The 13,457-nt window shown below is 35.2% G+C and carries 13 protein-coding genes; 2 read left to right on the plus strand and 11 right to left on the minus strand.

All coding sequences use genetic code 11. From position 1 onward, the window contains the following. Positions 1-92: 92 nt before the first annotated feature. From HHU12_RS26895 to HHU12_RS35865, 6 genes are all read right to left on the minus strand, one after another. Positions 93-1,313 (minus strand): CHASE2 domain-containing protein, encoded by a 1,221-nt coding sequence (locus HHU12_RS26895; protein WP_169659833.1) that lies wholly within the window; start codon positions 1,311-1,313, stop codon positions 93-95. A gap of 133 nt (positions 1,314-1,446) precedes the next feature. Continuing rightward, positions 1,447-1,626 carry a hypothetical protein gene (locus HHU12_RS26900; RefSeq protein WP_169659834.1) on the minus strand — a complete coding sequence of 60 codons (180 nt, stop codon included), beginning with the start codon at positions 1,624-1,626 and terminating at the stop codon, positions 1,447-1,449. Between the two features lie 80 nt (positions 1,627-1,706). Then, a complete protein-coding gene (locus tag HHU12_RS26905) occupies positions 1,707-4,061 on the minus strand; it encodes a WG repeat-containing protein (RefSeq protein ID WP_169659835.1) in 2,355 nt (784 codons plus the stop codon). Between the two features lie 4 nt (positions 4,062-4,065). Then, a complete protein-coding gene (locus HHU12_RS26910; RefSeq protein WP_169659836.1) occupies positions 4,066-4,680 on the minus strand; it encodes an NUDIX hydrolase in 615 nt (204 codons plus the stop codon). Between the two features lie 116 nt (positions 4,681-4,796). Beyond that, a complete protein-coding gene (gene gcvH, locus HHU12_RS26915; RefSeq protein ID WP_169659837.1) occupies positions 4,797-5,177 on the minus strand; it encodes a glycine cleavage system protein GcvH in 381 nt (126 codons plus the stop codon). Positions 5,178-5,321: 144 nt separating this feature from the next. Then, complete coding sequence (locus HHU12_RS35865) at positions 5,322-5,900, minus strand: hypothetical protein (protein ID WP_317170542.1); 579 nt, start codon at positions 5,898-5,900, stop codon at positions 5,322-5,324. Between HHU12_RS35865 and dxr the strand changes: the two genes are divergently transcribed. Further along, positions 5,809-6,924 (plus strand): 1-deoxy-D-xylulose-5-phosphate reductoisomerase, encoded by a 1,116-nt coding sequence (gene dxr / locus HHU12_RS26925; protein ID WP_317170541.1) that lies wholly within the window; start codon positions 5,809-5,811, stop codon positions 6,922-6,924. The two genes, HHU12_RS35865 and dxr, sit on opposite strands and share 92 nt — an antisense overlap. A 64-nt stretch (positions 6,925-6,988) precedes the next feature. Next, positions 6,989-8,341, plus strand: a complete 1,353-nt coding sequence (gene rseP / locus HHU12_RS26930; protein WP_169659840.1) for an RIP metalloprotease RseP — start codon at positions 6,989-6,991, stop codon at positions 8,339-8,341. A 185-nt stretch (positions 8,342-8,526) separates the two neighbouring features. Here the strand turns inward: rseP and HHU12_RS26935 are convergent, their stop codons facing one another. From HHU12_RS26935 to HHU12_RS26955, 5 genes are all read right to left on the minus strand, one after another. Continuing rightward, a complete protein-coding gene (locus HHU12_RS26935) occupies positions 8,527-9,522 on the minus strand; it encodes a TerB family tellurite resistance protein (protein WP_169659841.1) in 996 nt (331 codons plus the stop codon). A gap of 31 nt (positions 9,523-9,553) precedes the next feature. Continuing rightward, entirely contained in the window at positions 9,554-9,853 is a 300-nt protein-coding gene (trxA, locus tag HHU12_RS26940) for a thioredoxin (RefSeq protein WP_169659842.1), read from the minus strand. 131 nt (positions 9,854-9,984) lie between these two features. Then, positions 9,985-11,544, minus strand: coding sequence for an Rne/Rng family ribonuclease (locus HHU12_RS26945; RefSeq protein WP_044212411.1), 1,560 nt, complete (start codon positions 11,542-11,544; stop codon positions 9,985-9,987). Positions 11,545-11,920: 376 nt separating this feature from the next. Then, complete coding sequence (locus tag HHU12_RS26950) at positions 11,921-12,775, minus strand: tetratricopeptide repeat protein (RefSeq protein WP_169659843.1); 855 nt, start codon at positions 12,773-12,775, stop codon at positions 11,921-11,923. Between the two features lie 77 nt (positions 12,776-12,852). After that, a complete protein-coding gene (locus tag HHU12_RS26955) occupies positions 12,853-13,203 on the minus strand; it encodes an HU family DNA-binding protein (protein WP_240050295.1) in 351 nt (116 codons plus the stop codon). Positions 13,204-13,457 lie beyond the last annotated feature (254 nt).

Genomic DNA, 13,457 nt, shown 5'->3' on the forward strand with positions numbered 1-13,457 from the left:
TATTTTCAGGATTCAGAAGTTCGCAATTTTTATTCGTAGTTCTTTGTACGTAAAGAATCCATTAAAAGTTATTCACAAGTTACGGAATTGATTTACTTTTTCCATCTGTTTCTAATTCCACGGAAAAGTCTCAATAAAATTTCAGAGAATATTTCAATTAAATCACCGGAAAGTAATATTACAAAGAATAGCAAAGTAAAATTCGCATGATAACTAAATGAGCCAAAAAGAAGCATTGTCATAGACAAAATTATAAGCGCTTCTACGAGCTGAATCGACTTTGTAATGGCATTGTACCAAACAGCTAACTTATGGTTTTCAACGATCCACATAAATATCACTGCATTGAAATAACAAACGATAAAAGCCAGAAAATAGCTCACCCAATCTGACATCATATCAATGTAGGTCTCATTGAGGATCATAGAAATGATATTGGCGTGTACTACTACTCCAAACATATCAGGATAGCCCCTGCCTACTAGGTTTGAATTAAGAGGTGTGAAAAACTTATCATCATCCCAGTGTTTGTCCGTATAGCCATCGCCCATATATCCCATTAGGATTATTTTATCTTTGACAAATGAGAAATCTCTGTCTGGATCATTTAAGTCATTTACGTCTAACTTGATAAACTTATCATAGTTCCCTTTAAAATAAATGGGTTCTACCTGATTACCTCTTTTTAGAAATTTTGCTGTTTTCTCTGGATTAAATTTTTCAGCAATTTTTACTGCTAAAGCATATTCTTTTTCTCCATTTTTAAAATCTACATACACTGGAAAGTCTCTCCATGTTGTGAAATCCTCATCTGTTAAAACTCCAGTGAATACGTGGGCATGATCTGTTGTTGCCATAAAAGGCGCATATGATGTCAGTAACGTATCAAACTTAGAAGTTTCAGGATTCCATTTATCAGGACTTGTTGCCATCACAAACGATTTACCCATCATCCGAAGGGCTTGTGCTAGCATAAAATCTCCTGCTGGGTCTTTTGGTCTTGGGCCGAAAAAAGTGGCATCTATCCCCATTACTTTAGGTTTTTCTGCCGCAAGTCTTGCAATCTGTTTTGCAATTCCTTTCCTGTCCAATGTGCCAATATTCACCAGTACAATATCTTTTTCAAAATGTTCTTTTGAGTTGTCTCTCAACTTAGAATAATAAATATCTGTGAGTTGAAAGTTCTCGAATACCTGCTCGAAAACGTTTAAGATTTCAATTTGAACGTTGGATGCTTGAAGTAGTCCCATGAACATGAAGACGAAGATGGTTCCTAGCAACGCATCTCTATTTAAGAGTTTTATTTTAGTCATATTTGGATAAGTTCAATTAGCACCCAAGTTAGATGAAAAAATGATTCATCAAAATCAGGTTTAGCAACAAAAAAGGCTTCTCTTCAATTTAACGTGAAGAAAAGCCTTTTTTTTATTTATGACTCAATTTTTTTTAATACATCTTATAGAGATCTGTGCTTCCAGAAGAATATTTCTCAACTATAACACCATCTTTTAATATCGCTGAAGGAGAATAATAGTTTTGAAAATGCACTTCTGAATGTAATGAAATAAAACCGATAACGATACTTACAAATAATATCATAAATCCTAACACTCGCATCTTCAACATAATTTCATAATATTGTAAACAACTCACACTATTATAAAACTCTCTCACGGTCAATTAGTTCCGTTTTCAATCATAATAAATTATAACGGAACACTGCGTACATCTGCTTTCTTTCTTTCCAAACAAATCCACTTCTTATTGTGCAAAACGTGTATGGAATTGTAGATTATTTTCCAGGTGTTGTAACCATCTATTCTATCTATTCCTAGCTTTTCATTTTGCTGTACTTCCACAAACCCAATTCCTAGATCTTTGATTTGATCGTACTTTCCATAAATCCCTTTAATACCTCCAGGAAGATAAATACCCATACGGCCACCTTTTTCCCAGATATACCAGTTTCCAAAGTCAGAACGCTCTACATTCTCATATTCAAATGGTATGACTGTTTTACCGTCTTTATTTACTACTCCCCATTTTCCTCTCGACTTGGCTTTTGCCATATTATTCTTCAACCCATAAAGGTCTTCATATCGAGGCTGAAGAGTGATAACATCTTCTTGGTTGATAAAACCCCATTTATGATTGATAGAAAAAGGTGCTAGATCATCTGAAAAATCTCTGACATTCTCATAACGGCAAGAAAGTCTTAACCTCCCCAAATAATCCATAAAACCATAACGGCCTCCTATTTCTACTTTTGTAAACCCTTCTGAAGGATAAAATAATGTATCATAAAGATTGTAAGCATCTCTGGTTGGTTCACCTTCCCTATCATCCACTACTTTATAAAGCCAAGTACTATCAAGGTACATCTCTACTCTCCCTTCCTTCAAATAATCTAATTTCAAAGAATCATATCTTGTTGACAAACTCAACCTCCCTTTATTAGTAAGCAAACCGTAGTTTCCTCTTCTTTTCATCACTACATAACCATTCTCAAATGATTCAACAGTGGCAGAGTCCGTTCTAAACCATTCTATACCATCAATTCCGAGGGTTCCCCATTCTTGGTTATCTTCAAAATAGAACAATCCTTCAGAGACTGTTTTTAAACGGTCAATGATCGGTGTAATTGCCCATTTTTTTTCTAAGTCTATGACACCATAGTAATCATTGGTTCTCACTACGGCATATGGCCCTACAAAGGATTCTGCATCTTTGAACTGAGGAGTAATCCATTCATTTAAATCACTGTCCAAATAGCCGTAAAGACGGGCTTTTCTGATTAAATATTTCCCTTGAGAATACTCTCCCACCATATCATAATTATGCATAGTGAGGTTTTTTCCTTTGTGATCATAAACATCTGGGTAATTCGATTGATCCAAAGTCCAGTAATGACCTGTAGGCATTCTTTTGAGATTGATAAACTGTACAGGAATAATCAGTCTGCCTGTAGAGTCACAAACTCCATATCTGTTTTTCTTCTTTACAATGGCCTGTCCATCTTTAAAATCTCCTATCTCATCATAGAAATTGAAGAACTTATTTTTCCCTTTAGCATCTGCAATCCCTACTTTTCCTGAAGCATAATATCTTATCAGGTCTTCTCCTGCAAAGGAGATGCTATCACAATTCCAAGTGCTGATTAATTCTCCTTCTACAGTACCTAATTCTAAAGTAGGGAAACTCTCTGCTACAATTGAAGTATCCGTAAAAGTTATGTTTTTATATATTGTAGGATAGATTTCCTCTGCATTTTCATTAAGCAAACCAAACCTTCCATTTCTATTCAGTAATAGTTTTTTCTGTTTATGATACCATTTCCAATTGGAATATAGTTCATCAGAATAATGCTCTCCAGCATGATCAATAAAAAGCCATTGTCCTTCTACTGTCATTGCTGCTATTAACTTTTTTCCAGCCCACTTTACATTAAGATATTCTAATGGTAGAATCCAATTTCCTTCTAGATCAATAATACCTTGAAGTCCATCATTTTTAGCGACTAATAGCGGTAAACCTCCAGCCATAAAGCGAAGATTCTGGAAAGTGGTAGGAATAATCTCTTCACCTTCAGTATTTAATGCACCATATCTTCCTTGAAGGTTTACAATGGCCACTCCATTAACAAAGTAATTGAGGTTTTCATAAGAGACAGATATTATTTCCTTTCCCTTGGTATTGATTACTCCCCATTTACTACCGCTTTTGGCACCAATTAATTTTCCATAAAAAAGAGGAGCACTTGTGGAATCAGCATCATCAGACCACCCAAAACGTTCATAGGTATGAGGTGTTAGTTTTTTCCCTTTTGAGTTGATTAAGATAAATCCTTTCTCATTTTTCACTGCCGCTACTCCTTCTAAATTAAAAGGGTATGCAACTTCATATTTTGGTTTGATAGACCAGTCTTCCTGTCCTTCTTTTTTGTAACCATAATAATCCGAGTTGCTATCCTTTACTACTTGAAGGTTTTGGGCACCTACTCCAAAACTTAAAAACAGAAGCAGGATATTGAAAAAGTATATTTTTGCTTTTTGAATCATCATATAATTAAACTCCACACAATTCAAATACCTCTTTGATCGACTTGTAGGTATTTTTCCAGACTTTGTTTTTCACTTCATTGATTTTCATCCACTCTAAGGTTTCAATTCCCTCTTCAGTCTGCGGAATCAATTCCTGATCATTTTCAGTAGCTTTCATTTTATACCAATAAGTGTGCTTTAAAACGTGTTTTTTCTTATAGATATAAGTATGAAAAGTTTCATGCAATAGTTCTTCAATCTCAGCCTTTACACCTGTTTCTTCTTCCACTTCTCTCACTGCACATTCCTCTATGGTTTCTCCTTTATCAAGATGTCCTTTTGGAATATCAAAAACACCATTTCTCTTCATAACCAAAAGCTCATCACCTTTGAATACTACACCTCCACCTGCTTTTCTGACTTGAAACTTTTCAGTGAGTAAAGCACTTTGTTTTGAATAATCTGAAGTATAAAATAAATATTTTGGGCTTCCTGCTACATCTCCATTTTCAGCAGCAAGATACCTTGACCAGACTGTTTCTGCAGATGCATTACCATACACAATAAACTTTTGCTCATCAGGATGTTTATCAAAAGCAGATCTTAATTCGAAATAGACTTTTCCAGTGAAAAATTGCATTTTTATATTGGTAATAATTGACAAGTACTATGTTCATTTACTTTTGTACTAGTACCTATAAAAAAAGAGTTGAACCACTTCCTGCTCAACTCTTCTTGTTTATATTTTGAAAGAAATTAGTCAGCAATTTCTTCTTTATATGCTTCGCTATCTAATAAGGCATCTACTTCAGAAGGATCAGATAATTTAATTTTGATCATCCAACCTTCACCGTAAGGATCAGAGTTTACCAATTCAGGAGCAGCATCGATTGCTTCGTTTACTTCTACTACTTCACCGTTTACAGGCATGAATAAGTCAGATACTGTTTTTACTGCTTCAACAGATCCAAATACTTCGCCTTCAGCAACCTCCTCATCTTCAGCTGTGATGTCCACAAATACAATATCCCCTAACTCGCTTTGCGCAAACTCAGTAATACCGATGTACGCAAACTCACCTTCTACTCTTAACCATTCGTGGTCTTTTGTATACTTTAATTCTGCTGGGAAATTCATAATTTCTCTCTATATATGTGTGATTATAAAATGGTCGCCAATGCTGACGAATTTTGATAGCCCAAAGTAACAACTTAAGTCAGATATATCCAATATTCCTTTTTGTATTTTTATCACTTCCAACGCTGTTACCTATCTATAAAATTATGGTTTATCTAAGTCTTTCACCCTAAAATGCAATACCTCAACCCCCACTTCTACTTGACCAAGATCTAGTTTCTGCTGTAAGATTACTTCCTCACCGACAGGCAAGGTTATTTTCTTTTCAAACACTATAAACTTATCATTTACTAAAGCTTCTACTCTTAATTCTACATTTTTCTTATACAATGAATCTTTATTTTCTAACTTTAAGACTGCGTATGTATTAAGCAGCGCTTTTGGTGTTTTCTTCAAAGCTGACATCTGAACTTTTCCCTTTTCTTCTAGCAGTTGCCATGACTCATCAAGATAAACCTTGTTTTCTTGTGCAAAACACGAAAATGTTTGTAATGAAATGCTAAAAAATAGAGAGAGAATAGTAATAGATATTAACTTGCGCCATTGAAATATGTGAGCATTCTTGGAAATGCATAAAAAGTAAGATTTAATGACTTTAAAATCAATTGCAATTCTTGGCTCTACTGGGTCAATAGGTACACAAGCCTTAGATGTTATTAAAGCAAATACATCTTTATTTTCTGTAAGTATTTTATCAGCAGGAAATAACGTGGACCTTCTCATTCAGCAATGTATTGAGTTTCAACCTAAATATGCCATTATTGGCAATAGTGATAAATTTTCTTCTTTAAAGGAAGGACTTAAAGATACGAAAGTAAAAGTATTAACTTCTATAGATGGTATCTGCGAAGCCCTTGAAAATACACATTCTGATATTGTATTAACAGCTTTAGTAGGTTACGCAGGTCTTAAACCTACACTGACTGCAATTGATCAGGGAATAACAATCGCATTAGCCAATAAGGAAACGTTGGTGGTTGCTGGTGAAATTGTCACTCAGAAAGCAATTGAAAAAGGTGTTGATATTATTCCAGTAGATTCAGAACATTCTGCTATCTATCAGTGTTTAGTTGGAGAAGAAAGCAATCCGATTGAAAAAGTTATTCTTACAGCATCCGGAGGACCGTTCAGAGGTAAGAAAAGAGAAGAATTACTTCAGGTTACAAAAGCACAAGCTTTGAAACATCCTAATTGGAGTATGGGTGCCAAGATCACAATTGACTCTGCTTCATTGATGAACAAAGGTTTGGAAGTGATCGAAGCGAAATGGCTTTTCGATGTCAATGCTGATCAGATTGATGTGATTGTACACCCACAATCAATTGTACATTCATTAGTACAATTTGAAGACGGAAGTATGAAAGCTCAAATGGGCTTACCTGATATGAAATTACCTATTCAGTATGCCTTGGGATACCCTCAGCGATTGCCTTCTGATTTTGAGCGTTTCAATTTTATGGACTACCCCACTTTAACTTTCGAAGCTCCTGACAAGGAAACATTCGTCAATTTACAATTGGCTTATGACTGTCTGGATAAGAAAGGAAACAGTGCTTGTATACTTAATGCCGCGAATGAAATTGCCGTTGAGCGATTTTTAAATGATGAGATAAAGTTCTTAGATATTGCTGCACTAAACCAATTCTGTATGGAGAATTATAAATTCATACAAACCCCAACATATGAAGATTATGTTGAAACTGACCATAATGTGAGAGAGTTGGCAAAACAATGGTCAAATAAATAAATATTATAACTAACTTATTATTCTGTTTTAGAAAACATCAGAGTAGTACGTTTTAATTTGTAAGATGGAAGGACTTATAATGGCTGCTCAGTTATTGACTGGGTTATCAATTTTAGTAGGAATACATGAGTTTGGGCACTTCTTTGCCGCAAAGCTTTTTAAAATACGAGTAAATAAATTCTACTTATTTTTCGACTTCTTATTTCCTTTTCCCAACCTTTTGAAATTTTCAATTTTCAAATTCAAAAAAGGAGACACTGAATACGGATTGGGCTGGTTCCCGATGGGAGGATATGTAGACATTGCCGGAATGATTGATGAATCTAAAGGTGCTGACGACCTTGAAGCTGAACCTCAAGATTGGGAATTTAGAACAAAACCTGCTTGGCAACGACTCATCGTTATGCTTGGCGGTATTATCATGAACGTCGTTACAGGTGTAATCATCTTTGTTGGTATTGCTTACAGTACTGGAGAGCGTTATCTTCCTATTGAAGAAGTAAACAAATACGGTTTATATGTAAGTGAACTCGGTGAAAGAATCGGCCTGAAAACAGGTGATAAAGTGGTCAACCTAAACGGTGAACCTGCTAAGCAATTCAGAGATATTGTAGATCCTAACTTCCTTTTAGGCTCTGACAGTTATATTACAGTTGACCGTGACGGTAAAAAAGTCCGTGTTGATATTCCAAAAGAAATGATTGAATGGATGAGTGATGATAAGTATAGAAATAAATCTTACGTCTACTTCAGAGATCCATTTTATGTAAAACGAGTATTGCCAGGTACACCTGCTGATCAAGGAGGTTTGCAAGCTGATGATATTCCTGTGGCCATCAACGGAAAAGAAGTTCCTTATTTCAGTGAATTTAAAGTTGCGCTAGCAAAAGTTGCGGGAACAGAAATTGAATTGACTGTTTTGAGAAATGATCAACCTGTGAAATTAAACATGACGGTATCTAATGAAGGTACTTTAGGTTTTGAAATGAGATCTCGCTTAAATGCTGAATATAAAAAGTACACTTTGATGGAGGCTATTCCTGTAGGAACTAAAGATGCCTTCAATGTGATTCTTGTACAAGTGAAAGCATTTGGTAAATTATTCAGAGGTGAAGTTTCTGCAAGTAAATCAGTGAGCAGCCCTATCGGTATTGCTGAGGTTTATGGCGGTACTTGGCATTGGTTACAGTTCTGGACAATCACAGGTATGTTATCAATGGTATTAGCCTTTATGAACTTACTGCCTATTCCTGCTTTGGATGGTGGTCATGTAGTGTTCTTGACTTACGAAATGATTACAGGTAAAAAACCTTCAGAAAAAGTATTGATGGTTGCGCAGCAAATTGGTATGCTGATCTTATTATCAATTATGGTTTTCGCCTTCGGAAATGATATTTTCAAATTGATTTCTAGATAGAAATTTAACCGATAAATGAAAAGCCATTGCAAATCTTCGACTGCAATGGCTTTTTTTATATATTTTTTGATGTAGAATTATATCATCTAAAGTAAAGCTTTTTATAGCTTTGTTAATTAGTACCTGGCAGAGGTATATGGAAATATTCTCTATCTTCTGCTTGTATCTATTTCTTTTAAAATGATTTACCTGTACTCAAAAAGAGTCAGGCGCATCTTCGATATTTTTGCTTCTGTATCTACCAAATAATGGATAGTTTGTGCTATATCAGGAGAAATACCTAAGATGTTTGCTACTTTTTCAGAAGCCTCTTTTTCCTGCTCGGGAAAACTCATATCTGCACTTGCCATTTTCACGGCATTATAGAGTAGAGTCCTCTTAAAGTTAATAGTCACATCTACTTTCAAATTGCCAATCACTTCCTGCAAATCTCCATTCAAATAATCATAAGCAACTACTTGCTCTGCTATATGTGGTGGAGTTTCAGAAACAGCGACAAACTGTTCTAAATACCACTCTTTCTCTGCCTCAGAGACAATTCCATCAGCACCTGCAATAATCATCAAAGCATATCCATAATTCAACTGTGTTTCTTCACAAGTCAATTTGATACCGAAAGTATTTCTTTCCAGAACTGAAGCAGGCTTCATGTTCAAACTTTGCAAACCGACAATAGGATGGGCTGTATCTTCTTCAAGTTCAAACAAAGACTTACGGATCATTCCCAATGATTTTTCCGTATTCACAAGCCCTTCTATAGTTCGAGCAATAAAGTAAGGAATATCTAATAACTCAGCAGCTTTCCAAACCGCCTCTTTTTCTTCTTTTGCATAATCATCATCTGCCATTGCCATCATTACGGCATCATAGACCAATGTTCTTTTATAATTCATTGGCACATCAATATGAAGATTAGGCAGTAGTTCTTCCAAGCTAACGTCCAAATAATTGAAGTTTCTGATTTCATCTCTTTGCTCTTCAGAAGCACCAATTATCTCTAAAAAGTCTGTGAAGACCCAACTCATTTCCTCTTCGGAAATTTCACCGTCAGCACCGGAAATAGCCAATAAAGCTTGTATATACTTCATCCATGATTCAGTAGAAACACCTTCACAGGATTGTATCATAATTGCGAGTGGAGAAGCTTGTATTACTTCTTCATTAATAGATAAGCTTGACATGTTATAGTAGAATTCGCAGTTAAAAGTAATGTTACGCGTATCTTTCGATTACCTTCATTAATTCATGTTCTGGCATAACACCTGAATTTCTCCAAAGCACTTTTCCTTTATGAAATAAGATCAAAGTAGGAATACTCCTTACCTGATATTTCATCATTGCCTGTTGATTCTTATCTGAGTTTATTTTTATAACGGTCAATCGGTCACCTAATTTTGCTTTCACAGATTTGATTGTTGGAGCAATCATATGACAAGGCTGACACCAATCAGCATAGAAGTCAACTAGAACAGGAACTTCTGAATTGTTGATTAAGTTAGTAAATTTTGACATAATATTATTATTTAATTCTTTTTTCCTTACAAAGATAATTATATCAAACAAATCATCATATGATAATTTGTTAATTTGTCCATTCAAAAGAAAAGCTTCTACCACATCTTGTGTGATAGAAGCTAATCAAATCATTTTAAAGAAATTTCTTCATCATGATGATCAAAAAACTTGTACTCAGACAATCCTAACGAAGAGTCTTCGAAGATTTTGACCCATTTGAAATGTTTAAAGAACCATTTCATCCTTCGAGAAGGGAATCCTGATGTGAAATAAGCATAAAGGTAAGGGTGAACTCCTAATTTAAATTTGCCATCATTCTGCTTCTCTAACAAGTACATAACTTCTGTCTCGATTTGATCCGCTATAGCAATAGATGCTGTAATCTTACCTGTGCCATTACAAGTTGGACACTTCTCTTTTGTTACAATACTTAATTCAGGTCTCACACGCTGCCTCGTGATCTGCATTAAGCCAAATTTACTCAGTGGTAATACTGTATGTTTAGAGCGATCTGCTTTCATCTCTTGCTTTATGTGCTGATACAACTTTTGCTTGTGCTCAGCTTTCTTCATATCAATGAAGTCTACAACGATGATGCCTCCCATATCACGTAATCGTAATTGTCTGGCGATTTCTGTAGCAGCCTCTACGTTTACGTTGAATGCAGTAGCTTCTTGATTATTCTCTGCATTCGACTTATTTCCACTGTTAACATCAATAACATGAAGTGCTTCGGTATGTTCAATTACCAAATACCCTCCACTACCTAAGCTAACAGTTTGACCAAAGAGTGTTTTTAATTGCTTCTCGATACCTTGGTGCTCGAAAAGCTTGGTTTTGCCTGAATAGTGTTTAACTATCCCTGCTTTGTCTGGTGCGATTTGTAAAATGAACCTTCTTATTTCATCGTACACTTCTCTATCGTCTACAGTGATACTATCGAATGATTCATTCAATATATCTCTCAACATAGAAGTAGCACGGTTCATTTCACCTATGACTTTCTCTTTTGGAGTAGCTACCTTTAATTTACTTACGCCTTCTCCCCATTTAGTCACAAGGTCTCTTAAGTCTTTATCCAACTCAGAAACTTCTTGATTTTCTGCAACAGTTCTAATGATTACACCAAAGTTTTCAGGGCGAATAGAGTTGACTAATTTCAATAGTCTTCTTCTTTCACCTGCATCAGTGATTTTTTTAGAGATGTTTACAGTATTACTAAAAGGAACAAGTACAAGGTATCTTCCTGCTAAAGAGAGCTCACATGATAATCTAGGTCCCTTCGTCGAGATTGGCTCTTTTACAACTTGTACTAAAATCTTTTGGTTTTGTTTTAGGACGTCATTGATTTTTCCGAGTTTATCAATTTCAGGTTCCAAACGAAACTGCTTGAGGTTCTCACTCACATGTTTGTGGTGCTTACCTTGAGCAAGCTTGATGTATTTCAATAGGGATCTGACCTTAGGGCCTAAGTCCAGATAATGAAGGAAAGCATCTTTATCATACCCGATGTCAATAAAGGCAGCATTCAAACCGGGTACCACTTTTCTTACAACACCTAAATAGATGTCTCCTACTTGAAATTTTGTTTCGTCATTATCATAGTGTAGTTCCACCAGACTTTTATCTCTCATAAGAGCAATTCTGCTGCCCTCTGGAGTTGAATTGATCACTAGTTCATTACTCAACTCAATAAAAGTTTAAGGTTAACAATAAATCTATGAAAATGTATAGTAACGTTTTACTATACTAAAAATAATTCTTTTTCTAAGATAATGAAAAACCTTGTCCTAGATTCACTAGAGCAAGGTTCTTGATTAAGCTGCGACTAGAACATTACTTTTTCTTGTGTCTGTTCTTTCTAAGTCTCTTCTTTCTCTTGTGAGTCGCGATCTTATGTCTTTTTCTTTTCTTACCGCAAGGCATATTCTTACAGGTTAAGTGTGTTAAATCTTTTCTTTAAATTCATTCATCGAATATTAATACTCTCAGAACGAATGCGCAATTTATAACAAAAAATGGAGAAAGGCGAACTTTATCACTATTTTTATGTATTTATTTACATTAATTCACCCATTCTGCAAGATATTGCTGTGCTGTAGCACGAATCTCCTCAGAATCAGCGTTTTTATTGATGTATTTCAGCTCATCAATGGCTTTATCCTGACTTCCCATTTCCTTTAATGAGATCGCCAAATAGAACCTTGCTTCCATGTCATCAGGGTATAATTTCTTCAGCTTCTGAAAGCGCTCAATTGCTTTGTTATACTGACCTGACTGAATAGAAAGCAATCCCAAATTGAATAATGCTAACTGATGATTTGGGTCTACTGCAATCACTTCTCTGATCTTTGCAATACCTTGCATCGGTGCAGAAGAAACCATGTACGTCATACCCAATTTTACTTTAGCATCTAAGTCTTTTGGATCTTTTTCTAAAACAGCTTGATATTGCTTCTGTGCTTTTGTTGCCATTTGAGCAGATCTCTCCTCACTCATAGCAAAAGTATAAGCATCATAATAAGCATCAGCAGCTGCTCTTAGATCTTTTGTTTCATTTGAAGCTCCATATAAGGCAAGCTTCCAATCTCCTGCTAGATCAAACTTATTCATCTTTAAAAGAAGATCGTAAGCCTGATCCGCAATTTCTCTTTTATTCTTAATGTTATCTGCAGACTCAAAGTCTTTTTTAAACTGATCTAATGTTGCTTGAGTGTCTGCTGGTAGTTTGGATGTATGTGCCATAGAAGATTGCTCTGAGCCATGATCATGACCATCATCTTCTGAATGCTGTTCTGTAGTTGCTGAAGCCTCTGCTACACCTTCACTGTTGTCTGTCACAACTGCTTTTGGCAATAACGCAAGGATTACAATCAAAACAACTCCGGCACCAAGTAAAATATACTGCTTAGTTCCCATATTTAATTTGAAATTAAAAAAGTCCGCACCTTAAGTTATAAGATGCGGACAATTTATACAATTCTTTGCAACAAGTACTAGTTTTCGTTGATTAAACGTACTTTGTCACTTCCTTTAATTTTCTCAACAAACTCCTTCGAAGGTTTGAAACTAGGAATGAAATGTTCAGGGATAGGAATAATCTCACCTCTTGAGATATCTCTACCTTTTTTGCTAGCACGTTTTTTATTTACAAAGCTACCAAAACGACGGATGTAGATATTATTACCTTCAGCCATCTTGTCCTTCACTACATTAAAGAAGTCTTCTAAAACTTGTCCAACAACTTCTTTATCTACTTCAACCATAGTTGCTGCGTTTGAAGTCTGTGCTTCTTGACGCTTCTCAATCTTTCTGAGAATTTCTGTGATTACTTCTGCTTTAGTCACTTTAGTGAAATTTTATATTTATAAGATTCGTCTCTGTATTATCTAACAAGTAAAAAAATAACTATCTGAAATACAGTAGACTGTTAGCCTAACTAGTACCTACAAAGGTAACAATCAATACGTTAAAAAAATAGTAAAATCTTACTATAAAACGCTGATTAACAAAATATTACAATATTTTATCACAAAAAAAGGTTAGTCAACATCTTGTGTTAACTAACCTTCTGTATTTAATGAATGTGGCGCCGACTTAC

Origin of the sequence: Flammeovirga aprica JL-4 (assembly GCF_012844305.1) — a bacterium.
Lineage (GTDB): Bacteria > Bacteroidota > Bacteroidia > Cytophagales > Flammeovirgaceae > Flammeovirga > Flammeovirga aprica.